At 71.8% G+C, this 23,107-nt stretch carries 24 protein-coding genes and 1 tRNA gene; 19 read left to right on the top strand and 6 right to left on the bottom strand.

Translation table 11 applies throughout. The features are described 5' to 3' along the window. Positions 1 to 14 precede the first annotated feature (14 nt). The 4 genes from ACYVP9_RS02830 (at position 15) to ACYVP9_RS02845 (ending at position 3,852) form a co-directional block, all read left to right on the top strand. The gene (locus ACYVP9_RS02830) at positions 15 to 767 is read left to right on the top strand and encodes an SDR family NAD(P)-dependent oxidoreductase (RefSeq protein ID WP_460603173.1); all 753 of its coding nucleotides are present in this window, start codon (positions 15 to 17) and stop codon (positions 765 to 767) included. Positions 768 to 887: 120 nt separating this feature from the next. After that, positions 888 to 2,078 (top strand): saccharopine dehydrogenase family protein, encoded by a 1,191-nt coding sequence (locus tag ACYVP9_RS02835; protein WP_460603174.1) that lies wholly within the window; start codon positions 888 to 890, stop codon positions 2,076 to 2,078. Positions 2,079 to 2,080: 2 nt separating this feature from the next. Beyond that, positions 2,081 to 3,394: an NAD(P)/FAD-dependent oxidoreductase gene (locus tag ACYVP9_RS02840; protein WP_460603175.1), complete on the top strand. Its 1,314-nt coding sequence runs from the start codon at positions 2,081 to 2,083 to the stop codon at positions 3,392 to 3,394. Positions 3,395 to 3,660: 266 nt separating this feature from the next. Beyond that, positions 3,661 to 3,852, top strand: a complete 192-nt coding sequence (locus tag ACYVP9_RS02845) for a hypothetical protein (protein WP_460603176.1) — start codon at positions 3,661 to 3,663, stop codon at positions 3,850 to 3,852. Positions 3,853 to 4,537: 685 nt separating this feature from the next. On the opposite strand, the gene ACYVP9_RS02850 is transcribed toward ACYVP9_RS02845, so the two are convergent. Together ACYVP9_RS02850 and ACYVP9_RS02855 are read right to left on the bottom strand one after the other, a co-directional pair. Beyond that, a tRNA-Ile gene (locus tag ACYVP9_RS02850) sits at positions 4,538 to 4,611 on the bottom strand. Next, on the bottom strand, positions 4,602 to 5,483 hold the full coding sequence (locus ACYVP9_RS02855) for a sugar phosphate isomerase/epimerase family protein (RefSeq protein ID WP_460603177.1): 882 nt from the start codon (positions 5,481 to 5,483) through the stop codon (positions 4,602 to 4,604). Before ACYVP9_RS02855 ends, ACYVP9_RS02850 begins: the two co-directional genes overlap by 10 nt. 96 nt (positions 5,484 to 5,579) lie before the next feature. On the opposite strand from ACYVP9_RS02855, the gene ACYVP9_RS02860 reads away from it, so the two are divergent. From ACYVP9_RS02860 to ACYVP9_RS02870, 3 genes are read left to right on the top strand one after another with little or no spacing between them, the layout of a single operon-like run. Next, positions 5,580 to 6,191 carry a TetR/AcrR family transcriptional regulator gene (locus ACYVP9_RS02860; protein WP_460603178.1) on the top strand — a complete coding sequence of 204 codons (612 nt, stop codon included), beginning with the start codon at positions 5,580 to 5,582 and terminating at the stop codon, positions 6,189 to 6,191. Beyond that, positions 6,188 to 6,601 (top strand): DUF3237 domain-containing protein, encoded by a 414-nt coding sequence (locus ACYVP9_RS02865; RefSeq protein ID WP_460603179.1) that lies wholly within the window; start codon positions 6,188 to 6,190, stop codon positions 6,599 to 6,601. Before ACYVP9_RS02860 ends, ACYVP9_RS02865 begins: the two co-directional genes overlap by 4 nt. Continuing rightward, positions 6,601 to 7,449, top strand: a complete 849-nt coding sequence (locus ACYVP9_RS02870) for a mycofactocin-coupled SDR family oxidoreductase (protein WP_460603180.1) — start codon at positions 6,601 to 6,603, stop codon at positions 7,447 to 7,449. Before ACYVP9_RS02865 ends, ACYVP9_RS02870 begins: the two co-directional genes overlap by 1 nt. Here the strand turns inward: ACYVP9_RS02870 and ACYVP9_RS02875 are convergent. Further along, positions 7,439 to 8,047 carry a TetR/AcrR family transcriptional regulator gene (locus ACYVP9_RS02875; RefSeq protein WP_460603181.1) on the bottom strand — a complete coding sequence of 203 codons (609 nt, stop codon included), beginning with the start codon at positions 8,045 to 8,047 and terminating at the stop codon, positions 7,439 to 7,441. The two genes, ACYVP9_RS02870 and ACYVP9_RS02875, sit on opposite strands and share 11 nt — an antisense overlap. Next, positions 8,044 to 8,427, bottom strand: coding sequence for a hydroxyphenylacetyl-CoA thioesterase PaaI (paaI, locus tag ACYVP9_RS02880; RefSeq protein WP_460604276.1), 384 nt, complete (start codon positions 8,425 to 8,427; stop codon positions 8,044 to 8,046). The genes ACYVP9_RS02875 and paaI overlap by 4 nt, the downstream gene beginning before the upstream one ends. A gap of 112 nt (positions 8,428 to 8,539) precedes the next feature. Between paaI and paaZ the strand changes: the two genes are divergently transcribed. Genes paaZ through paaK form a run of 7 tightly spaced genes read left to right on the top strand, consistent with a single transcriptional unit; the run spans position 8,540 to position 15,513 of the window. After that, the gene (gene paaZ / locus ACYVP9_RS02885) at positions 8,540 to 10,570 is read left to right on the top strand and encodes a phenylacetic acid degradation bifunctional protein PaaZ (protein WP_460603182.1); all 2,031 of its coding nucleotides are present in this window, start codon (positions 8,540 to 8,542) and stop codon (positions 10,568 to 10,570) included. Then, positions 10,558 to 11,493 carry a 1,2-phenylacetyl-CoA epoxidase subunit PaaA gene (paaA, locus tag ACYVP9_RS02890; protein WP_460603183.1) on the top strand — a complete coding sequence of 312 codons (936 nt, stop codon included), beginning with the start codon at positions 10,558 to 10,560 and terminating at the stop codon, positions 11,491 to 11,493. The genes paaZ and paaA overlap by 13 nt, the downstream gene beginning before the upstream one ends. Further along, positions 11,490 to 11,843, top strand: coding sequence for a 1,2-phenylacetyl-CoA epoxidase subunit PaaB (paaB, locus tag ACYVP9_RS02895; RefSeq protein WP_460603184.1), 354 nt, complete (start codon positions 11,490 to 11,492; stop codon positions 11,841 to 11,843). The genes paaA and paaB overlap by 4 nt, the downstream gene beginning before the upstream one ends. Positions 11,844 to 11,851: 8 nt before the next feature. Continuing rightward, positions 11,852 to 12,703, top strand: a complete 852-nt coding sequence (gene paaC, locus ACYVP9_RS02900; RefSeq protein WP_460603185.1) for a 1,2-phenylacetyl-CoA epoxidase subunit PaaC — start codon at positions 11,852 to 11,854, stop codon at positions 12,701 to 12,703. Beyond that, positions 12,697 to 13,185, top strand: a complete 489-nt coding sequence (gene paaD / locus ACYVP9_RS02905; RefSeq protein WP_460603186.1) for a 1,2-phenylacetyl-CoA epoxidase subunit PaaD — start codon at positions 12,697 to 12,699, stop codon at positions 13,183 to 13,185. Before paaC ends, paaD begins: the two co-directional genes overlap by 7 nt. Further along, positions 13,182 to 14,228 (top strand): 1,2-phenylacetyl-CoA epoxidase subunit PaaE, encoded by a 1,047-nt coding sequence (gene paaE / locus ACYVP9_RS02910; RefSeq protein ID WP_460603187.1) that lies wholly within the window; start codon positions 13,182 to 13,184, stop codon positions 14,226 to 14,228. The genes paaD and paaE overlap by 4 nt, the downstream gene beginning before the upstream one ends. Continuing rightward, positions 14,212 to 15,513: a phenylacetate--CoA ligase gene (gene paaK, locus ACYVP9_RS02915; RefSeq protein ID WP_460603188.1), complete on the top strand. Its 1,302-nt coding sequence runs from the start codon at positions 14,212 to 14,214 to the stop codon at positions 15,511 to 15,513. Before paaE ends, paaK begins: the two co-directional genes overlap by 17 nt. A 2-nt stretch (positions 15,514 to 15,515) precedes the next feature. Here the strand turns inward: paaK and ACYVP9_RS02920 are convergent, their stop codons facing one another. Continuing rightward, a complete protein-coding gene (locus tag ACYVP9_RS02920; RefSeq protein WP_460603189.1) occupies positions 15,516 to 16,508 on the bottom strand; it encodes an SGNH/GDSL hydrolase family protein in 993 nt (330 codons plus the stop codon). A gap of 132 nt (positions 16,509 to 16,640) precedes the next feature. On the opposite strand from ACYVP9_RS02920, the gene ACYVP9_RS02925 reads away from it, so the two are divergent. Genes ACYVP9_RS02925 through ACYVP9_RS02940 form a run of 4 tightly spaced genes read left to right on the top strand, consistent with a single transcriptional unit; the run spans position 16,641 to position 20,312 of the window. Further along, positions 16,641 to 17,873, top strand: coding sequence for a glycosyltransferase family 4 protein (locus ACYVP9_RS02925; RefSeq protein WP_460604277.1), 1,233 nt, complete (start codon positions 16,641 to 16,643; stop codon positions 17,871 to 17,873). Next, positions 17,867 to 18,574, top strand: a complete 708-nt coding sequence (locus ACYVP9_RS02930) for a class I SAM-dependent methyltransferase (protein WP_460603190.1) — start codon at positions 17,867 to 17,869, stop codon at positions 18,572 to 18,574. Before ACYVP9_RS02925 ends, ACYVP9_RS02930 begins: the two co-directional genes overlap by 7 nt. Continuing rightward, a complete protein-coding gene (locus ACYVP9_RS02935; RefSeq protein ID WP_460603191.1) occupies positions 18,571 to 19,674 on the top strand; it encodes a prenyltransferase in 1,104 nt (367 codons plus the stop codon). Before ACYVP9_RS02930 ends, ACYVP9_RS02935 begins: the two co-directional genes overlap by 4 nt. Beyond that, positions 19,671 to 20,312, top strand: coding sequence for a class I SAM-dependent methyltransferase (locus ACYVP9_RS02940; RefSeq protein ID WP_460603192.1), 642 nt, complete (start codon positions 19,671 to 19,673; stop codon positions 20,310 to 20,312). Before ACYVP9_RS02935 ends, ACYVP9_RS02940 begins: the two co-directional genes overlap by 4 nt. 3 nt (positions 20,313 to 20,315) lie before the next feature. On the opposite strand, the gene zwf is transcribed toward ACYVP9_RS02940, so the two are convergent. Beyond that, positions 20,316 to 21,704: a glucose-6-phosphate dehydrogenase gene (zwf, locus tag ACYVP9_RS02945; protein WP_460603193.1), complete on the bottom strand. Its 1,389-nt coding sequence runs from the start codon at positions 21,702 to 21,704 to the stop codon at positions 20,316 to 20,318. A gap of 74 nt (positions 21,705 to 21,778) precedes the next feature. Here zwf and ACYVP9_RS02950 point away from each other — a divergent pair, with 74 nt between their 5' ends. Then, positions 21,779 to 23,086 carry a PP2C family protein-serine/threonine phosphatase gene (locus ACYVP9_RS02950; protein WP_460603194.1) on the top strand — a complete coding sequence of 436 codons (1,308 nt, stop codon included), beginning with the start codon at positions 21,779 to 21,781 and terminating at the stop codon, positions 23,084 to 23,086. Positions 23,087 to 23,107: the final 21 nt, after the last annotated feature.

The following is a 23,107-nucleotide window of genomic DNA, read 5'->3' on the forward strand; positions in this document are numbered from 1 at the left end:
GAAGGACCGTCCTGATGGCGACCTACGACGTGGCCGGCCGGGCCGCCATCGTCACCGGAGCAGGTTCCGGCATCGGCGAGGCCACGGCGAAACTGCTCGCCGCCAACGGCGCCGCAGTCCTCGTCCACGACATCTCCGGATCCGGGGCCACCAGGGTCGCCGAGGAGATCGCCGAGGCGGGCGGGACGGCGCGGGCCTTCGTCGGTGACGCGGCCGACCCGACGTCGAACGAGCAGGCGGTGGCCGCCGCCGCCGAACTCGGGCCCCTACGGATAGCCGTCAACAACGCCGGCATCACCGGGATCGACGCTCCGGTCCCGGAGATGGCCGTCGACAATTGGAACCAGGTCGTCGGCGTCAACCTGAGTGGCGTCTTCTACGGGATGCGCGCGCAGTTGCCCGCGATGATGGGCGCCGGCGGCGCCGCCGTGGTGAACGTGGCGTCCGTCCTCGGGTCGGTCGCCTTCTACGGCACCGGTGCGTACGTCGCGTCCAAGCACGGCGTCGTCGGCCTGACCAAGTCCGCCGCCGTGGAGCACGCGGTGGCCGGAGTGCGTGTCAACGCGGTCGCGCCCGGCTTCGTCGCCACTCGTCTGCTGGCCGGCATCGACGCGCACGCCGAGCGCATGCTCGCCGGCCGGCACCCGATGGGTCGGCTGGGTAGCGCCGACGAGGTGGCCCACCTGATCGCCTTCCTCGCGTCCGACGCCGCGTCGTTCATCACGGGGAGCTGCCACCTGGTCGACGGCGGTTACACCGCGGAGTGACCCGGCCCGGCGGCATCCCCCGGCAGGGTGGTGAGGCCGCCGAACCGCGGCCCGGTCGCCGCGGAGGTGGGACGTTCGACATGACGCGGTCGTGGCGCCGCCCGACGAGAGGACCTTGCGATGAACGACGTGACGACGGCCGCCCCGCTGCCCGAGGTGGTGATCGTCGGCGGTGCCGGTGCGATGGGCCGCTGGGCCGTCCGCGCCATCGCACGGCTGGGCTCGACCGCGCGGCTCGTGATCGCCGACATCGACCTCGCGCGTGCTCAGCGGGTCGCCGACGAGGTCGGAGATCCGTGCATAGCCGTGCAACTCGACGCGACCGACCCGGACGCTCTGCGCGCCTGCTTCGACGGCGCCGATGTCGTCCTGAACACGATGGGCCCGTTCTCCCGGTTCGCAGGCCCCGTCCTCGACGCAGCGATCGACAGCGGGTGCGACTACCTCGACATCGACGACGACTGGGAGTCGACGCTCGACGCCTTCGAGCACGACGCACGGGCGCGAGAGCGCGGGCTCACGATCGTCAAGGGCATCGGGGGCAGCCCCGGCATCTCCAACCTCATGGCGCTGTTGGTGTCGCGCCGGCTCGACAAGGTGCACGACGTCCTGACCGGATGGTCGATGCGAGGCGCCGTGCTCGAGGACGAGGCGGACTGCCCTGCGTCGGCGGGAGCTGCCGGCGCGGCCGTCGAGCACTGGCTCATCCAGGTCAGCGGCAGCATCCGCGCGTGGCGGGACGGCGCCGAGCGCGACGTCGCACCGCTCGAACCGGCCGAGTTCGACTACCCCGGCCTGGGGACGGTGCAGGCGTACACCGTCGGCCATCCCGAGGCAGTGACCCTGCCGCGCTACCTCGCGGGGGTGACGTTCGCCGGCAACTACACCTCGGGCCCGGCGTGGGTCTTCGAGCACGCCCGCAGCGTCGCGGCCGAGTTCGACGCCGGGCGGATCACCCTCGCCGAGGGAGCGGCACGTCTGAACAACCCCGAACGCCCCGCGGACGCGACCACGGGCCGTCGCGACCCACTGGGCCAGGTCTGGGCCCTGGTGCGTGGCGAGCGGGACGGCGACGCCGTCAGCATCTCCGTCGAGCCGGCCGCGATGCCTCCCGGCAAGATGGGCGGGGGCACCGGAGTCGCCCTCGCCGTCGGTCTCGAACTGCTCCGCCAGGGGCGCATCGATGCCACCGGGGTGCACGCGCCGGAGGGTGCCCTCGAGCCCGAAGATTTCTTCGACGTCTTCCGACGGTTCGTCGAACCCGCCGTCCCGTCCGTCGATGATCTGCTGGTCATCCACGAGGCGGTCTGACGGTGTCACCCTCCGCCGCCTCGACGGTCGACCGCGTCCTGGGCAGCGGCTGGGTCGCGCGTCCCACCGAACTCGCCCCGTCCGTGTCCGGCGAGGTGAGGTGCGATGTTGTCGTGGTCGGTGGCGGCCTGGGCGGCATGGCGGCCGCATTGCGGCTCGCAGAAACGGGCAAGGACGTCGTGCTCGTCGACCAGGACGTGTGCGGATGGGCGGCGAGTGCACGGAACGCCGGCTACGTGACGAACACGCTCGGGAGCGACCAGCGCATCCTCGAGCGCTTCTACCGCGACCGGCTCGCCTCGCTGTACCGGTTCGCGAACAACGCGGTGTCCTTCACTGAGAAGCTCATCGCCGATCAGGGGCTCGACTGCGGCTACCACGCGACAGGCAACGTCGCCGCCGCCCCAACGGCGTCGGCGTTCGCGAGCATGCGGTCGACGATGAGATCAAGCCGCCGATCGGTCGTGGGGGACGCACAGACATTGGGCATCCCGCCCGCGTTCCACGGCGGCGTCCACATCAAGATCGGCGGGGTTCTCGATCCCGGACGGTTCGCGCTCGGCATGCGCGACCGCGTGCGAGCGTCGCCCGCCCGGGTCTTCGAGCAGAGCCGGGTGCTGCACGTCGAGGACGCCGGTGAGCGGGTGCGCGTCGACTGCGCGGGCGGCAGTGTGATCGCCCGCCGGGCGATCGTCACGACCAATGCCCACACGCGCGAGCTGGGGATCGTCTCGCGCCACCTGGCCACGCCGGTCTGGGTCACGGCCGTCGAGACCGAGGCGGTGTCACCGGCCGATCTCGACGCCGCCGGATGGACGAGTCGGGCGCCGATCACGACGAATCACCTGATCATGCAGAGCTTTCGGACCACCGACCGTGGAACGATCGTGTTCACCACACGCAGGTTGCAGATGCCTTCTCGCATCGTGGACAGGCTTCCCGACGTCTCCGTGGTCGACGATCTCGTCCGCGGTTTCCGGGAGCGGTTCCCGACGCTAGGCCACGTCGGGCCCGCGCGGGCGTGGGGCGGCTGGATCGGAGTGACGCCGTCGAACATGGCGGCCGTGGGTCGGGTCGGCGAGAACGTCTACTACTCCCTCGCCTGCAACGGGCACGGCCTGCCGCAAGCTCCTTATCTGGGTACGTTGCTCGCCGATCATGTCGCCGGGGTGGAGATGCCCGACGACCTCGCCGCGGTGTGGCGGCGCTCGCCGCGAGCGGCCCCGGGGGTTGTGAACCCGATGACCCTGCGCCTCGGCTGGGTCGCCGACCGCGTCCGCGATCGCTGTGACCAGTCGCGGCGGCCGATCAGCTGACAAGGGCTCGGCCGGGGTGCCCGGGGACGGCTCCGCCTGTTGCGATCGCGGTCTGTCACATACGCGCGGTGGCATTCAATGCCGTCACACTTCCGTCGGGCCGCGGCAACATCGTCGCGAACCACGAGCCAATACGACTCACCAATCATCCCGGCCGCCCGCAGCACCAGTCGGGGGGCTCAGCGTCCGGCTCGGCGCCGCCCATTCAGCCTGTGTCCTGCTCACAAGGGTTGCGAAGAGTCTGAGTGCGAAGAGTGACCGCGGGCGTGTCAGCTACCCGCGTCGTCGTGCTCCGCAGCGTCGTAATCCTCTCGGACGGCGCGTCGGTGACGATCGACGTCCCCGATGCCTGCGTCAGCCAGCTCATCGTGCTGCCGCGCACCTGCTCGATGTGCGTGCGCACTGTGTTGGCGAGCCTCGCCCGCATGCTGCGTCGAGCGCTCGACCGCCACCGGTGAGCTAGGACGACCGACTCTGAGCTCGTCGAGCCGCTCGCCGATCACCTCAATACGTTCCTGGAATCTTTCGGCGCCGTTGTTCGGTCACGCGGACAGCATCCTGCGCGTCGGCACCGCCAAGTGTGCAGTTGGATCGGCCTTTCGTGCTCGCGCTTTCGCTCGTCCTCCCTGTACACACCCGAAGTACGCGCGACGGCGACCACGAACATCACCCGGCGCCAGCACTACCGGCCGCCGTCCATGCGCTGCGGGGTCCCGCACCTCGACCAGGTCGTCGAACGCCTCACCGAGCAGCGCACACCCCTCGGCAACGGTCATCACCAACTGCGTTGTCGACGTCCGCTTCCGCCTTCGGTCAGTGACGGCCCCTCTCCGCCCAACAGGGACCGAGCACACCTAGGCGGGGCCCCCTTCTTTACCAGGAGGATTGGCGCCGGGCCTCATCCCTTGAAGCGGGGCCGACACGCGAGGCGCCTGCTGCACCGAATTGAGACAGTCGACCCTCGGCGTACGTTGCCGGTGCAATCGTGACGATCTTGGGTTCAATGCGAATCCGGAGCAGCGCTGCCCACCCCGGCATAGGCGCACACGGCTTGCCCGGTAGGGGCGTTCTCGCTCGGTCGCACCCTTGTGCGGGCACAGGTTCGCTACTCGGTGTGCGACCGACCCCACGATTCCGGGGCTGTGGGGCGGGCGGGGCTCGAACCCGCGACCAAGAGATTATGAGTCCCCTGCTCTGACCTGCTGAGCTACCGCCCCGGCGTGACCAACCTACTGGCAGCGGCAGCGAGCACGTCACGGGTCGTGGCGGCGAGCAGCGCGGCGACCTCGTGCGCCGGGCGCGCGGCGAGGTCGCCGGACAGCACCTCGACCGAGATCGGGGCGGACGCGCCGTCCGACCACAGCAGGTCGAGGAACCCGACGACGTCGAAATCGCCGTGTCCGGGCGGCAGGCGGTGCAGCAGCGTGTCCATGACGAAGTCGTCCAGCACGGGCTCGGCCGGACCGTCGTCGAGCTGGATCATCACGACCCGGTCGGACGGGATGGCAGCGAGCAGCGTGTCGTCGTTCCGGCCGCGGGTGTGGTGCCAGATGTCGGCGCAGATCCCGCCGTTCGGTCGGCCCGCCTCGGTGACGATGCGCGTGGCGGTGCCGGCGTCCGGGACGCTCGTGCCGGGGACGAACTCGAGCGCGACGAGCAGGTCGAACGCGGCCGCGCGGTCGCACAGTGCCGCGAAGCGTTCGACGGCGTACGCCTGGAAGGTCTCGGTGCCAAAGGTGCCGACGGTTTGCATGTGCCGGATGCCGAAGGTGCCGGCGAGATCGAGCATGCGCGACTCGGTGACCGCGTCCGGATAAGCCACGCCCGGAATGGGTTCCGCCTGCCTGGCCTCGTCGCTCGCATCGAAGCCGAGCAGCACCTCCAACTCGAGGATCTGCAGCCCGTGGTCGTCGAGAACGGTCAGCATCTCGGCGTCGCTCGTCCCCTCGGCCCGCAACCGGTCGTACTCGAAGATCGACAGCCCGAGCGCGTCGAAGCCGGCGCCGGCGGCGGCGGCGACCCGGTCGCGGAACGGCAAGGCCGCCAGGGACCCGCTCGCCAGGATGAGGGGTTCGTCCTGAGGGGGCATCGGGTCTCCCGATCGTGAGGCATTGTGTGCGCGGGTCTCGGACACTAGCGTCCTGAAGTGGAGTTTGTCTCCAGTAACTTCGGACGGAGGTGCAGCGTGACAGCGGTCCGTGTCGACCCGCGCGTCGTCGAGACCCGCCGTCTCGTGCTCGCCGCCACCTACGAGCTCATCTCGGAGGTTGGCTTCGCCGGCGCCACCGTCGAGCGCATCGCCGAACGCAGCGGCGTCGCCCGCAGCTCGATCTACCGCCACTGGCCGCAGCCCCTTCCGGCCCTGCACCTCGAGGCGCTCGCACCGCTGACCGAGCGCCCCGAGGACGCGCCCGTCGTCGGCGACGTCCGCGTCGACGTCCGCGCCTATCTCGCGCACGTGGTCGAGCGGGTCAACACCCCGTCCTACGCCACGGTGACGCTGTCGCTGCTCGCGGTCGCAAACGCCGATCCCGCCTACGCAGACGCGCATCGGGCGCTGCTGGCCGAGCGCACGCGCGTGCTGCGCTCGCTGCTGCGCGACGCCGTCCGCCGCGGTGAACTCTGCTCGTGCACGGACCTCGCCTTCGAGACGCGGATGCTGCTCGCCCCGATCACGCACGTGCGCTTCGTCGAGCATCGTCGTGTCGAACGCGCACTCGCCGGACGCCTCGTCGAACGACTCGTCGCCGCCTGTGCGCCGCACAGCGGCAACCATCACCACGGAAGGACGTCATGACAGCACCCGAACTCGTCCCGCTCGCCCGCGTGAGCGTTGCGGCGGGCGACATGTTCACCGTCGACGACGGCCCGTACGGCAACCGTGTGGTCGCCGGCATCAGCGACGGCCGCTGGGAAGGCGAGCGCTTCAGCGGCGACATCGTCGGGGCCGGTGGCGACTGGGCCATGCCGTCCCGCGACGGCGCTTCGATGCTGCTCGACGTGCGGCAGGTCGTGCGCACCGACGACGGCGCGACCGTGTACGTGACCTATCACGGCAGGAGCGACCGGGCTCGCGGCACCTACACCGTTGCGCCCACGTTCGAGACCTCCGACGAGCGCTACGCGTGGCTGAACGCCGTGCAGGCCGTCGGCCAGGGCCGGTTCGAGGACGGCCGGCTCAACTACGAGATGTTCGAGGTGCGTTGATGACCGAGCAGGGACAGCGGCTGGCGGGCAAGGTCGCCTTCATCACCGGTGTGGCGCGCGGGCAGGGCCGCTCCCATGCGATCCGGCTCGCGCAGGAGGGCGCCGACATCATCGGCGTCGACGCCTGCGCCGACATCGCGACCGTCGGGTACGAGATGGCGACCGCCGAGGACATGCAGGCGACCGTCGAGGCCGTCGAGGCGCTCGACCGCCGCATCGTCACCAGCCAGGTCGACATCCGCGACTCCGCGGGCCTGACGAAGGCCGTGGACGAGGGCGTCGCCCAGCTCGGGCGGCTCGACATCGTGATCGCCAACGCGGGCATCGCCGCGTTCGTGCCCGTCGAGGACATGACCGACGAGCAGTGGGACGAGATGATCGCCATCAACCTGTCGGGCCAGTTCCGCAGCGTCCGTCCGGCGATCCCGCACCTGAAGAAGAACTCCGACGGCGGCGCCATCGTGTTCACGTCGTCGACCGCCGGGCTCAAGGGCATGGCGAACATCGCGCACTACTCGGCCGCCAAGCACGGCCTCGTCGGCCTCGCGAAGTCGATGGCCATCGAGCTGGCCGAGCACCGCATCCGCGTCAACACGGTGCACCCGACGAACGTGCACACGCGGATGATCCACAACCCGTTCACCTACCGGGTGTTCTTCCCCGACCGCGACCCGAGCACGGTCACGCGCGAGGAGGCCGGTCCGATGCTGCAGACGCTCAACCTCATCCCCGAGCCCGCCGTCGACCCCGAGGACATCAGCGAGGCGATCCTGTACCTCGTCGCCGACAGCGGACGCTACGTGACCGGCATCCAGTTGCCGGTCGATCTGGGCATGGTCACGAAGTAGTCCGCAGGCCGTCGAACGCGAATGCGACGACGGCGTCGGCGAGGGAGGGCCCGGCCGCGCGGCGGCCGGGCCGGTACCACTCGGTCAGCGAGTTCACGAGCCCGTAGAGCAGGTGCGCCGTGAGCATGGGCGGCAGGTCGGTGCGCAGGTCGCCGTCCCGTCCGGCCTGGCGAACGAGACCGGCGACGTAACGGTCGAACTCCCGCCGCCGTTCGAGCGCGTCACGCTCGGTGGGGGTGTTGCCGCGCACCCGCAGCAGCAACGTGACGTGCGGCAGCTCGCGTTGCAGCACCTCGACCGACCCGCGGACGAGCAGCTCGAGACGGGCGACCGCGCGGACGTCGGTGGCGCGCACCTCGTCCGCCACCGCGAACAGGCCGCCGAGTGCGCGGTCGACCGACAGCCGCAGCAGCTCCTCCTTGCCGGACACGTGGTGGTAGATCGCCGACTTGGCGATGCCGAGCCGCTTGCCGAGGTCCTCCATCGACGTGCCGTCGTATCCGCGCTCGTTGAAGACGTCGACGGCCACGGCCAGCAGCCGCTCCTGGTCGTAACCCGGACGGCCGGGACGGCGCGCCTCCGCCGGGCTCGCCGTCACGACACGGTCCCGGGGCGGGCGAGGGTGTGGCTGCGGCCGCGGAACTCGGCGACGACGTCGTCCCCCCGCCGCACGGTGACGTCGTAGATGCCGGAGCGGCCGAACCGGGTGCGCTCGACGGCGTCCGCGACGAGCACGTCGCCGTCGCGCGCGGGCGCCACGAAGGTGACGTCGGCGCCGGCGGCGACCGTCGCCGCGCCGTGGCTGTTGCAGGCGCACGCGAAGGCGGTGTCGGCGAGCGTGAAGACCAGACCGCCGTGGGCGATGCCGTACCCGTTGCAGTGCGTCGGGCCCAGGGTCATGGACGTGCGCGCGTACCCCGGGCGGCACTCGAGAAGGGTGATGCCGAGGGCCCGCGACGCCTCGTCCGCGGCCATCATCGAACGGACCTGCTCAGGAACGTCCGAGGTCTGGTCAGCGCTCACGGCGGTAGCGTAACCTACCGAACGATCGGTCTAAAACCTCAGTCGGGCACAAGGAGAGGACCACGCGATGGCGGTTCTGCGCAGCTACGTCGGCGGCCGGTGGGTCGCCCCGTCCGACGGTGACCCGGTGCGGGACGCCGTCACGGGGGAGGAGGTCGCCCGGGTCTCGTCCGAGGGCGTCGACTTCGCCGCCGCGCTCGACCACGGCCGCACCGTGGGCGGCCCCGCGCTGCGGGAGCTGACCTTCCACGAGCGCGCCGCGATCCTGAAGTCGGTCGGCCTGCTGCTCAAGGAGAACCGCGACGAGCTGTACCAGCTCTCGTACCGCACCGGCGCCACGTTGGGTGACTCGAAGTTCGACATCGACGGCGGCTTCGGCGTGCTGCTGAGCTACGCCAGCAAGGCGAAGCGCGAGCTGCCGAACGACAAGGTCGTCGTCGAGGCGCCGCTCGAGCAGCTCGGCCGCGGCGGGCAGTTCCTGGGCCAGCACGTGCTCACCTCGCTGCTCGGCGTGGCCGTGCAGATCAACGCGTTCAACTTCCCGGTGTGGGGGCCGCTCGAGAAGCTCGCCCCGGCCTTCGTCGCCGGTGTGCCGACCCTCGTCAAGCCCGCCTCGCAGACCGGGTACCTCACCGCTCGCGTGGTCGAGCTGATCATCGAATCGGGCCTGCTGCCCGAGGGTTCGCTGCAGTTCGTCAGCGGCAGCGCGGGCGATCTGCTCGACCACCTCGGCGAGCAGGACCTGCTGGGCTTCACCGGCTCGGCCAGCACCGCGCAGCGGCTGCGCACCCACCCGAACGTCGTCGCCCGCTCCGTCCGCTTCAACGCCGAGGCCGACTCGCTCAACATGTCCGTGCTCGGACCCGACGCCGCGCCCGGCACGCCGGCGTTCGACCGCTACGTCAAGCAGCTCGTGACCGAGATGACGACCAAGGCGGGTCAGAAGTGCACCGCCATCCGCCGTGCGTTCGTCCCCGCCGACCGTCTCGACGACGTGGCCGAGGCCGTCTCGGCGCGCCTCGAACGCGTCGTCGTCGGCAACCCGGCCGACGAGTCCGTCCGCATGGGGGCGTTGGCCAGCCTCGAACAGCGCGAGGAGGTGCGGCGCAGCCTCAAGGCCCTCGAGTCGAGCGGCAGCATCGTCTTCGGCGACCCCGAGCGGGTCGACGTGGTCGGCGCCGACGCCGAGCGCGGCGCGTTCATCTCGCCGGTGCTGGTGCGGGCGGACGACGCCCGTCGCGCCGAGGTGCACGAGGTCGAGGCGTTCGGCCCCGTCAGCACGCTGATCGGCTACCGCGACACCGCCGACGTCGTCGAGCTCGCCGGTCTCGGCAAGGGCAGCCTCGCCGGGTCGGTCGTCACCGACGACGCCGACTTCGCGCGCGACGTCGTGCTCGGCACCGCGCCGTGGCACGGCCGCCTGCTCGTGCTCGACTCCGACGCCGCGCCCGAGTCGACCGGTCACGGGTCGCCGCTGCCGATGCTCGTGCACGGCGGTCCGGGTCGCGCCGGTGGCGGCGAGGAGATGGGCGGCATGCGCGGGGTCTTCCACCACATGCAGCGGACGGCCGTGCAGGCGTCGCCCCGCATGCAGCAGGCGATCACCGGACGGTGGGTCACCGGCGCGCCGCGCGCCACCGAGGGTCCGCACCCGTTCACCAAATCGCTGGCCGACCTGCGCGTCGGTGACACCATGTCCGGTGGCCCGAGGGTCGTCACCGAGCAGGACGTGCAGCACTTCGCCGAGTTCACCGGCGACACCTTCTACGCCCACACCGACGAGGCCGCCGCCGCGAAGAACCCGTTCTTCGGCACCCGTGTCGCGCACGGCTACCTGATCGTGTCGTTCGCCGCCGGCCTGTTCGTGCAGCCCGACTTCGGGCCGGTGCTCGCCAACTACGGCATCGACAACCTGCGTTTCGTGACCCCGCTCAAACTCGGGGACGCGATGTCGGTGACGCTCACCTGCAAGCAGATCAGCCCCCGTCCGGGGGAGTACGGCGAGGTGCGCTGGGACGCCGTCGTCACCAACCAGGACGACGCCGTCGTCGCCACGTACGACGTGCTGACGATGGTCGCGAAGGAGTGGCCGCAGTGACCGAGACGGTGGAGTCGCACTTCGACGCGACGATCGAGCACGACCGGCGCATCGAGCCGCGCGACTGGATGCCCGAGGGCTACCGCAAGACGATGATCCGGCAGATCGCGCAGCACGCGCACTCGGAGATCATCGGCATGCAGCCCGAGGGCAACTGGATCACCCGCGCGCCGTCGCTGCGGCGTAAGGCGATCCTGCTCGCGAAGGTGCAGGACGAGGCCGGCCACGGCATGTACCTCTACAGCGCGGCCGAGACCCTCGGCGCCGACCGCGAGGACATGACCGAGAAGCTCATCAGCCGCCGGCAGAAGTACAGCTCGATCTTCAACTACCCGACGCTCACGTACGCCGACGTCGGGGTCATCGGCTGGCTCGTCGACGGCGCCGCGATCTGCAACCAGGTGCCGCTGTGCCGCTCGTCGTACGGGCCGTACGCCCGCGCGATGATCCGCATCTGCAAGGAGGAGTCCTTCCACCAGCGGCAGGGCTACGAGCTGCTCATGACGATGATGCGCGGCACCCAGGAGCAGCGGGACATGGTGCAGGACGCGACCAATCGCTTCTGGTGGCCCTCGCTGATGATGTTCGGCCCGCCCGACGCCGACTCGCCCAACACCGCGCAGTCGATGGCGTGGGGCATCAAGCGACACACCAACGACGAGCTGCGGCAGCGCTTCGTCGACATGTCCGTCCCCCAGGCCGAACGGCTCGGGGTCACCCTGCCCGACCCGGACCTGCGCTGGAACGACGAGCGCGGTCACTACGACTTCGGCGCGATCGACTGGGACGAGTTCAAGGCGGTCGTCCAGGGCAACGGCCCGTGCAGCGCGCAGCGCGTCGAGCACCGTCGCCGCGCCCACGAGGACGGCGCCTGGGTCCGCGAGGCGGCCGCCGCCCACGCCGCGAAGGGACGCACCCGATGACACAGTTCACCGCCGAGGGCGGCCACGGCGCCGTCCCCACCGAGGGCGTCCCCGTCGAGAACGCGACCCGCTCCGGTTGGCCGCTGTACGAGGTCTTCCTGCGCGGCAAGCGTGGGCTCAACCACGTGCACGTCGGCTCGCTGCACGCCGCCGACGCGACGATGGCGCTGCACCACGCGCGTGACCTCTACACCCGCCGCAACGAGGGCGTGTCGATCTGGGTCGTCGAGTCGGCACACATCACGGCGTCGAGCCCGGACGAGAAGGACCCGTTCTTCGCGCCCGCCGGCGACAAGGTCTACCGGCACCCGACGTTCTACGACATCCCCGACGACGTCCCCCACATGTGAGTGACGACATGAGCCACGACGAGAACCCGTACGACCTGCTCGGGGACGACGACGGCGACCACCGCTGGGCGTTCGGCACCGGCTTCGAGGACCCGCTCGAGGGCATCGACACGACCGTGCCCGCCGACCTCGACGCCCAGGCCCTCGCGCACTACTGCCTCGGCCTCGGCGACGACGCGCTGGTCTACAGCCACCGGTTGCAGCAGTGGATGACGCGCATGCCCGAGCTGGAGGAGGAGACCGCGCTCGCGAACATCGCGCTCGACCTGCTCGGCCAGGCGCGCATGCTGCTCTCGCGGGCCGGCGGCATCCTGGGCCGCGGCGAGGACGAGCTCGCGTTCTTCCGCGGCGAGGCCGAGTTCCGCAACGTGCGGCTCGTCGAGCGCGAGGACGAGAACTTCGCCGACCTGGCCGCGCGCCTGCTGGTGTTCTCGACGTGGCGGCTCGCGCTGTTCGAGGACCTCGCCTCGTGCCCCGACCCGGTGCTCGCCGCCATCGCGGCAAAGAGCGTCAAGGAGCTCACGTACCACCGCGACTACGCCGCGCAGTGGGTCGTGCGCCTCGGCGACGGCACACCGTTCTCGCACGAACGCATGCAGACCGCGCTGGTGGCCGTCTGGCCCTACGTCGAGGAGCTGTTCCGCGCCGAGGGGCACGCGCTCGGCCTGGTGAAGCGCGACACCGTCGACGCCGTGCTCGACACCGTCCTCGCCACGGGTGGGTTGGATCGTCCGACCGTCTCGCCGCTCGCCGGTGTGGGCGGACGTTACGGCCGCGACGGCGTGCACACCGAGGCGCTGGGTTATGTCCTCGCCGAACTGCAGGCCGTCGCCCGCCAGTACCCGGACGCGCAGTGGTGACCGCCACCGCGTACGAGGTCGCAGCCGCGACCCCGGACCCCGAACTGCCGATGGTCACCATCGGCGACCTCGGCATCCTGCGCGACGTCACCGAGCACGACGGACGGGTCGTCGCCACGATCACCCCGACCTACAGCGGGTGCCCGGCCATGCGCGAGATCTCCGCCGACGTGCGCCACCGGCTCGAACGCGGCGGCTACGCGTCCGTCGAGGTGCGCACGGCGCTGGCGCCCGCGTGGAGCAGCGACTGGATCACCGACGACGGCCGCCGCAAGCTCGCCGAGGCCGGCATCGCGCCGCCCGCGGCGGCGCGGAAGGCCGGGCCGATCCCGATCAGCTTCGGGCCGCCTCCGGCGCCGGCCTGCCCCGCGTGCGGTTCGGCCGACACCCGCCGCACCGCCGAGTTCGGCGCCACCGCGTGCAAGTCGCTGTACCGCTGCGGCGCGTGCGACGAGCCCTTCGAGGCGGTGAAGCCGATATGAGGACGGACTTCCACCCGCTGACCGTCCGCCGTGTCGACCGGTTGACCGACGACTCGGCGGCGATCACGTTCGACGTCCCGGAGCAACTGCGGCAGGCGTTCGACTTCAGCGCCGGTCAGTCGTTGACCGTGAAGCGCGGCGACGAGCGGCGCTCGTACTCGATCTGCGCCCCCGCCGGCGCCGCGCCGCGCATCGGCGTACGGGAGGTCGCCGGCGGCAAGGTGTCCGGCTGGCTCGTGCACGACGTCACCCCTGGCGACACCGTCGAGGTGCAGGTGCCGTCCGGCAGTTTCACACCCGATCTCGGCACCCCCGGGCACCACGTGCTGATCGCCGCCGGGTCGGGCATCACGCCCATGCTGTCGATCGCGGCGTCCGTGCTGGCCGCGGACGAGAAGTCCGAGGTCACGCTGCTGTACGGCAACCGGCGCAGCGACACCGTGATGTTCGCCGACGAGGTCGCCGACCTCAAGGACGCCCACCCCGCGCGCATGCGCATCGTGCACGTGCTGTCGCGCGAGGCGCAGGAGGTCGAGTTGTTCAGCGGCCGCCTCGACCGCGAGCGCCTCGCCGCGCTGCTGCCCGTGACCGTCGACGTCCCGGCCGTCGACCACTGGTGGCTGTGCGGCCCGTTCGGCATGGTCACCGACGCGCTCGAACTGCTGGCCGAGCTCGGCGTCGAGCGCGGCCGCATCCACCGCGAGCTGTTCTGGGTGGGCGACGACCCGCCCGTCGAGGCCACGCACGCCGACGCGCCCGCCGGTGACGGCGCCACCGTCACCGTCGTGCTCGACGGCCGGTCGTCCACCGTCACGCTGCCCGCCGGCAGCACGGTGCTCGACGGTGCGCAGAAGTCGCGTCCCGACCTGCCGTTCGCGTGCAAGGGCGGCGTCTGCGGAACCTGCCGCGCGCTCGTCACGCACGGCGAGGTGAGCATGCGGCGCAACTACGCCCTCGAGGACGACGAGGTCGAGCGCGGCTACGTGCTCACCTGCCAGTCCGTCCCCACCACCGACGAGGTCACCGTTGACTACGACGCCTGAGACGCCGGGCCTGGAGCCCATCGAGACCGCGTCGGTCGACGAGCTGCGCGCCCTGCAGCTCGAACGGCTGCAGTGGTCACTGCGCCACGCGTACGACAACGTGCCGCACTACCGGCAGGCGTTCGACGCCGCGGGCGTGCACCCCGACGACTGCAAGGACCTCGCCGACCTGGCGAAGTTCCCGTTCACCGCCAAGGCCGACCTGCGCGACAACTATCCGTTCGCCATGTTCGCGGTGCCGCGCGAGCAGGTCGCGCGGGTGCACGCGAGCTCGGGCACCACCGGCCGTCCGACCGTCGTCGGCTACACCTCCGGCGACATCGACACGTGGGCGACGGTGATGGCGCGCTCGATCCGCGCGGCCGGCGGCCGTCCGGGACACGTGCTGCACAACGCCTACGGCTACGGCCTGTTCACCGGAGGTCTCGGCGCCCACTACGGCGCCGAGAAGCTCGGCTGCACCGTCGTGCCCGTCTCGGGTGGCATGACCGAGCGGCAGGTGACGCTCATCCGTGACTTCCGTCCGGACGTGATCATGGTGACGCCGTCGTACATGCTCGCCGTCGTCGACGAGATGGAGCGCCAGGGCATCGACCCGCGCGAGTGCTCGCTGCGCTACGGCATCTTCGGTGCCGAACCGTGGACGAACGACATGCGCCGCGAGATGGAGCAGCGGGTGGGCATCGACGCCACCGACATCTACGGTCTGTCGGAGGTCATGGGTCCGGGCGTGGCGCAGGAGTGCGTCGAGACGAAGGACGGCCTGCACGTCTGGGAGGACCACTTCTACCCGGAGATCATCGACCCGGTCACCGGCGAGGTGCTGCCCGACGGCGAAGAGGGCGAGCTCGTGTTCACCTCGCTGACCAAGCAGGCGATGCCGGTCGTGCGCTATCGCACCCGCGATCTCACCAGGCTGTTGCCGGGCACCGCCCGCACCATGCGCCGGATGCAGAAGATCACCGGGCGCACCGACGACATGATCATCCTGCGCGGGGTGAACCTGTTCCCGACGCAGGTCGAGGAACTGATCCTGCGCACGCCCGCGCTGTCACCCCACTTCCAGCTGCATCTGTCGCGCCCCGGACGGATGGACGAGCTGGCGGTGCACGTCGAACGGCGTCCGGGCGCGAGCGCCGACGACGGTGCCGCCGCCGGACGGGAGCTGGGGCGGCTCATCAAGAACACCATCGGGGTCAGCACGGCGGTGCTGGTGCAAAACCCCGACACCATCGAGCGATCGATGGGCAAGATGCGGCGCATCGTCGACGAGCGGCCGCGCTGAGGTCAGAGCACGAACGGGACGACCGTGTTCGCGATGATCTTGTAGCCGTTCGGCTTCGGGTGGATGTCCTTGTACTGGCAGTACCAGGTCAGCTCGCACACCTTGGCCACGCGCGTGGGGACCCGCCCGTAGCCCGGCAGCGTCGTGGTCCCGGTGGTGGGCAGGAACGCTCCGGTGGCCGCCGCGACGTCGGCGTACTCGCCCTTCGCCGAGGCGTACGCCAGCTTGAGCTGGGGATTGATCAACGACCGGAACGCGATCACCGACAGCTCGGCGAGCTGGCGGCTCTGCGGGGACTTCGACAGCGCCTCGCCGAGGAAGACGTCCGGGTAGCCGACCCCGACGATCGTGGTGGACGGCCCCGCCGCCGCCCGCAACTGCCCGACCAGCTTGGTGAGGTTGGTGACGATGGTCGTGAGCTTCTGCGACACGCACGACGTCACCGCCGACACCGAGCCCGCCGCGACACAGGTGCGGATGTCGTTGCCGCCCAGCGAGACCGTGATCAGGCGGACCTTGCCCGCGTGCGCCTTCAGGAAGTCGACGGCGGCCTGGGCCTGCGTGCGGTCCGGGTAGGGCGTCGCGCCCGGACCCAGACCGCGGGTGCCCAGCGCGCAGCCCTTGCGCGTCAGGACCTCGGTCGTGGTCGCGCCCGAGCACCCGAGGTTCTCGAGCGTCAGGTCCAGCCGCCCCTTCAGTTTCGCCACCACCTGGTAGGCGAAGCCGGCCGTGCTCGTCGTCCCCACCCCGCCGCCGGACGCCGGCTGGTAGCCCGCGGCGTACGAGTCGCCGACCGACAGGTAGTACTGCGCGCCCGCGGCGGACGAGCCGCTCGACGAGCCGCCACCCGACGCGCCACCCGAGGCGCCACCCGAGGTCGGCGCCGTCGTCGGCGGCGTCGCCGACCCGGACGGGCCGCTGCCGCCGTCGGAGGTGCAGCCGGCCACCGCGGTCGCGACGCAGGCGAGCAGGGCGATCACGTGTCGGCGGCGCATCGGGCCAGCGTACGGACCAGCCGATCGTGACAGGTGGCCGCCGACCGGAGCTACCAGCCGGTATATCGTGCCGGGACGCGCCCGCCGCCCGACCGGTGGCGCAGAACAGGAGGCCGCGTGGACGACCGCCCGCTGCGGATCGCGCTCACCTCGTACCGCAGCAAGCCGCACTGCGGCGGCCAGGGCGTGTACGTGCGCAACCTCAGCCGCGAACTGGTCGCCCTCGGGCACCGGGTCGAGATCTTCTCGGCCGCCCCGTACCCCGATCTCGACCCCGGCGTGCGCCTGACGCGCGTGCCCGGGCTCGATCTGTACCGCGACGACGACCCGTTCCGCCGCCCGGCACTGCGCGAGTTCCGCACCCGCACGGACGTGCTCGAGTACCTGATCATGTGCACCGCGGGGTTCCCCGAGCCGCGCACCTTCAGCCGCCGCGTCGTGCCGCTGCTGCGAGCGCGCGCCGCCGAGTTCGACCTCGTCCACGACAACCAGACGCTCGGCGCCGCACTGCTGCGCCTGCCTGCCGCGGGACTGCCGCTGCTGGCGACGTTGCACCACCCGATATCCGTCGACCGGGACGTCGATCTCGCCGCGGCGACGAGCTGGAAGCGCAAGGCCTCGCTGCGGCGCTGGTACGGCTTCGTCGGCATGCAGGCGCGGGTCGCGCAGCGCATCGGCACGCTTCTGACGCCGTCGCAGAACAGTGCCGACGACGCCATGCGCGACTTCGGCGCGCGTCCGCAGCAGTTCCGGGTCGTGCCCGTGGGCGTCGACGTCGACCGGTTCCGGCCGCGCGGCGCCCGCGAGCCCGGACGCATCGTGGCCATGTGCAGTGCCGACGTCCCCCTCAAGGGGTTGTCGGTGCTGCTGCGCGCGCTGGCCGTCATCGACGGCGCGACCCTTACGGTCGTGTCCCGTCCCGAGCCCGGCGGGCGGACGGAGAAGTTGGTCGCCGACCTCGGCATCGCGCACCGCGTCCGCTTCGTGTCGGGCCTCACCGACGACGGCGTCGCCGACCTGCTCGCGTCGGCCGAGGTGGCGTGCGTGCCCTCGCTGTACGAGGGTTTCTCGCTGCCGGCCGTCGAGGCCATGGCCTCGGGCACCCCGCTCGTCGCGTCCGACACCGGTGCGCTGCCCGAGGTCGTCGGGCGCGACGGCCGCAGCGGCGTGCTGGTGCCGCCCGGTGACCACGTGGCGCTCGCGCGGGCCCTGACGGACCTGCTGGCCGCGCCGGAGCGGCGGGCGTCCATGGGGGCGGCCGGACGCGAGCGCGCCGTCACCCGTTTCACGTGGGCGGCCACCGCCCGCGGCACCGTCGCCGCCTACCGCGACGTGCTCACCACCCCAGGAGGTACCCCGTGCTGACCGTCGACTTCGACCGGCTCGGCCTCGTCGAGGGCGACCGCCTGCTCGACGTCGGGTGCGGCGCCGGCCGCCACACCTACCAGGCGCTGCGGCTCGGGGCCGACGTCGTCGCCCTCGACCGCAACACCGACGACCTGCGCGGCATCGACGAGATGGTCGAGGCCATGGCCGAGGCGGGGGAGATCAAGCGTCCCGACGGCCCCGTCACCCTCGACGCCGACGCGCTCGCGCTGCCCTTCGACGACGGACACTTCGACCGCGTCGTCGCCGCGGAGATCCTCGAGCACCTGCCCGACGACGAGACGGCCATCGCCGAGATCGCCCGCGTCGTGCGGCCCGGCGGCACCGTGGCGGTGAGCGTGCCGCGGCGCTGGCCCGAGAAGATCTGCTGGTCGCTGTCGGACGCCTACCACGAGGTCGAGGGCGGCCACGTGCGCATCTACCGCGGCAGCGAACTCGTGACGAAGCTCGAGCGCGCCGGGCTGCGCCTCACCTCCCGTCACCACGCGCACGCCCTGCACTCGCCGTACTGGTGGCTCAAGTGCGCGGTCGGCGTCGACCGCGACCACGTGCTGCCGCGCACGTACCACCGCATGCTCGTGTGGGACCTGATGCGCCGGCCGTGGCTCACCCGCACCGCCGAGCGCGCGCTCGACCCGGTGGTCGGCAAGAGCCTCGTGCTGTACCTGACCAAGCCGTGACCGCCGTCCCCGCCGGCGTCGGCGCATCGGCCCCGCCGCGGCTGCCCGCCATCGACGGCGTGGCGTCGGCCGACGACCTCGTTCGCACGGCCGCCGCCATCGAAGGCGAGCAGCACCCGGACGGGCTGCTGCCGTGGTTCGCCGGCTACCACGCCGACCCGTGGGACCACGTCGAGGCGGCGATGGGACTCACCGTCGCCGGTCGGCTCGACGCGGCTGCCGCGGCCTACCGCTTCAGCGCCGCGAGCCAGCGTCCGGACGGCAGCTGGCCGATGGAGGTCGTGGGGGAGGGCGCCGACCGCGTCGTCCGCGAGGCCGCGGGCGACACCAACCAGGCTGCCTACCTCGCCGTCGGCGTGTGGCACCACTGGCTCGTCACCGGCGACATCGGCTTCGCCCGCGAGCTGTGGCCGGCCGTGCGCGCCGCCGTCCGCTACGCGCTCGCCGCGCAACGGGCCGACGGCACCGTCGCGTGGGCCCGCGACGCGGCCGGGGAGCCGACCCGCGAGGCGCTGCTCACCGGCAGCGCCTGCCTCGTGCTGTCGTTGCGCTGCGGCGTCGCGCTCGCCGACCTGGTCGGCGACCCGCAACCGTCCTGGACGCCCGCGCTGACCCGGCTCGCGCACGCCGTCGCGGCGCACCCGGACGCGTTCGCCGACCGGAGCCGGTTCTCGATGGACTGGTACTACCCCGTGCTCGGCGGCGCCGTCCGCGGCCACGCGGCCCACGACGCGATCGCCCGCCGCTGGGACGAGTTCGTGGTCGCCGGACGGGGGTGCCGCTGCGTCGCCGACCGCCCCTGGGTCACCGCGGCCGAGACCTGCGAACTCGTGCTGACGCTCGACGCCATGGGTGACCGCCGGCGCGGCCTCGCGCTGCTGCGCGATGTGCAGTTCCTGCGCGACGGCTCCGGCGGTTACTGGACGGGCTGGGTGTTCCCCGAGGAGGTCGTCTGGCCACGCCAGCAGACCACCTGGACCGCCGGCGCACTGCTGCTCGCGGTCGACGCGCTCACGGTCACCACGGGTGGGTCCGGGGTGTTCCGGGGGGACGGGCTGGCGGCGCTCGCCGACCCGGGGTGCGGTCCGCACTGCCCATGACCTCCTCCGACGACCTCGCCGCACTCGGTGTCGCCGACCGCGCCAAGGGGTTCCTGCCGTCCGACGAGGCGGACGCCCTGCGCGACGCCGCTGCCTCGGCGAACCCCGGCGTCTGGCTCGAGATCGGCACCTACTGCGGCAAGTCGACCGTCCACCTCGCGGTCGCGGCCCGTCGCGTCGGGGCGCAGCTCGTGACCCTCGACCACCATCACGGGTCCGAGGAGAACCAGCCCGGCTGGCAATGGCACGACGAGAGCCTCGTCGACCCCCACACCGGGCGCCTCGACACCCTGCCCTCGCTGCGGCACACCCTCGCGGATGCGGGGGTCGAGGACGTCGTGACCGTGCTCGTCACGACGACCCAGCAGGCGGCCGCCTGGTGGACGACGCCGTTGCAGTGGCTGTTCCTCGACGGCAACCACACCGAGGCGGTGGCGCAGCACGACTACGGGGCGTTCGCCCCGCACGTCGTGCCCGGCGGACTGCTGGCCGTGCACGACGTGTTTCCCGACCCCGCCGACGGTGGTCAGCCGCCATGGCACGTCGTGCAGCGCGCGACGGGAACCGGCGCGTTCGAGCAGATCCGCGTAAAAGGGTCGTTGCGGGTGCTGCGGCGCACGGACGCGCCCGTCGTCTGAACGTCAGCGGGTCGTCTTCAGCGAGACCTCGTGCCATCCGCCGGTGGCGATCTCGGCCTGCGCCGGACCCCAGGTGCCGCGGTAGTAGGGCACCGGGCGTTCGGTCGCGTTGATCACCGGCGACACGATGCGCCACTCCTCGTCGATGGTGTCCTCGCGCGCGAACCGGTGCCGCCGGCCGTCGAGGGCGTCGTCGAGCAGGCGCTCGTACGCCTCCTGCCGGTGGCCGAGCGCGGTGGCGAAGTCGACCGAGAGGTCGACGGGCTGGCTGGTGGCCGCCGAGCCCGGCGACTTCGCCTGCAGCGACATCGTCACGCCGTCGTCGTGGCCCAGCCGGAAGTGCAGCAGGTTGGGTTCGGGCAGCAGCTGGTCGGCACCGGTGAACAGCAACCGCGGCGGACGGCGCAGCTCGACGACCGCCTCGGTGGCGGTGCCCGGCATGCACTTGCCCGCGCGCAGGTGGAACGGCACCCCCGCCCAGCGCCACGAGTCGATCGTCAGGGTCGTCGACACGAACGTCTCGGTGGTCGAGTCGGGGTCGACGCCGCCCTCGTCGAGGTAGCCGACGTACTGTCCGCGCACCGTCCGGGCCGGGTCGAGCGGCTCGATCTGCCGCAGCACCCGCACCTCCTCGTCGCGGTAGGCGTCGGCGTCGTCGGCGATCGGCGGTTCCATCGCGAGCAGGGCCACCACCTGCAGCAGGTGGTTCTGCAGCACGTCGCGGATCGCGCCGACACCGTCGTAGAACCCCGCGCGGCCCTGCGTCCCGAACTCCTCGGCCAGCGTGATCTGCACGCCGGCCACGTAGTGCCGGTTCCACAGCGGCTCGAGCAGCGCGTTCGCGAACCGGAACACCAGCAGGCCCTCGACCGCCTCCTTGCCGAGGTAGTGGTCGATGCGGAAGATGTCCTGCTGCGCGAACGCCCCGTCGAGCACGGCGTTCAGCTCGCGCGCCGACTCGCGGTCGCGTCCGAACGGCTTCTCGACGATGACCCGGCCGTGCCCGGCCAATCCCACCTCGGACAGGCCGCGCACCACGTCGCCGAAGACCGACGGCGGGATGGCCAGGTAGAACACCGGGCGCTGCGCGCGCTCGAGCCGGCGCGCCAGCGTCCGGTACGTCTCGGGGTCGCCGTAGTCGCCGGTCACCATCGACAGCCGGGAGGTGAGCCGTTCGAGCGCGGACGGCTCCGCGGTCACCGCGGAGGCGTCGACCGCCTTGCGGGCGTAGTCGTGCAGCTGCTCGTCGTCCCACGCCGACCGCGCGACGCCGATGACGGTCGCCGGCAGCCGGTCGGTCGCCGCCAGTTCGTGCAGCGCCGGGAACAGCTTCTTGAACACCAGGTCACCGGTGACGCCGAACAGCACCACCGCATCGGCTCGCTCGCTCACGACCGCGGACGCTACGCCGAATCGGGGGCGGGCCGTAGGCTGACAGCAGTTTCCCTGCGGCTCTGGAGCGCCCTGTGGCCCCGGCACTGACCGACCGGCACTACGCCGCGTTCTTCGCGGCCGCTCCCGTCGCCCTGCTCGTCTTCGACGCCGAGCTGACCATGGTCGACGCCAACCAGGCCTACCTCGACGCGGTGGGCATGCGCGTCGAGCAGATCCGCGGCCGCCGCGTGTTCGACGTCTTCGTGAACAACCCCGCGCGGGAGGGTTTCGACCAGTCGGCCGCGCTGCAACTGATCATGAGACGCGCGATCGAGCACGGCGAGACCCAGGTGCTCGCCGCCTACCGCTACGACATCCTGGGCCCGCGCGGGTTCGAGGTGAGGTACTGGAACGTCACCGAGGTACCCGTCCTCGACGCCGACGGGCGCACCGAGTTCGTCCTGCACTACACCGAGGACATCACCGAGCTGGTGCAGCAGCGCGAGGAGCGCGAGGAGACCGCGGCCGTCAACGAGCGGCTGCAGCTGCGCGTCGCCGCCGCCCAGGCCGACCTGCGCCGGCGCGCCGACGAGCTCGAGGTCCTCAACGAGCGGCTGCGGCTGGCCAGCGAGCGCGACCGCTCCATCGCCGAGGCGCTGCAGCAGGCGATGCTCACGAAGCTGCCCGACGTCGACCCGCTGCGCCTCACCGCCCGCTACCGCGCCGCCGCCGAGGGCGACAAGGTCGGCGGCGACTGGTACGACGCCGTCCGCATGGGCGACGGGTCGACCACCGTCATGATCGGCGACGTCGTCGGTCACGACATCGGCGCCGCCGCCCTCATGGGCCAGTTGCGCAGCATGCTCCGGGCGTTCTCCTGGGCGTCCGACGCGCCGCCGTCGACGATCATGTCCCAGCTCGACCGGGCGATGCGCGACCTGCGCCTGGACACCTACGCCAGCGTGGTGCTCGCCAACATCAGCGAGCCCGCCGCGTCCGCACTCGCCGGCGAGCGGCTGGTCACCTGGACGAACGCCGGGCACCCGCCGCCCATTCTCGTCGACGCCGCAGGCGACGTCCGGCTGCTCAACCCGTGGCCCCCGGCGCTGCTGCTGGGCGTCGCGCCCGACGTCGTCCGCGACGACCACGAGGTGGTCCTGACCCCGGGCGCCACCCTCTGCTTCTACACCGACGGCCTGGTCGAGGCCCGCGGCGGCGACATCGTCGAACGCACCCGCATCGTGCAGGAGTCGCTGACGCGGCTCCGCCACCTGCCGGCGTCCGAACGCATCGAGCAGGTCATCGACGAGCTCGTGGGGCCACGGCCCGAGGACGACGTGGCCGTGCTGCTCGTCGAGCTCGACCCGCTGCCGCGGTCGTCCGCCGTCGCGCCGACGTGACCGTCCGCGGTTCCTAGGTAA

It is taken from the genome of Jatrophihabitans fulvus, from assembly GCF_054781375.1.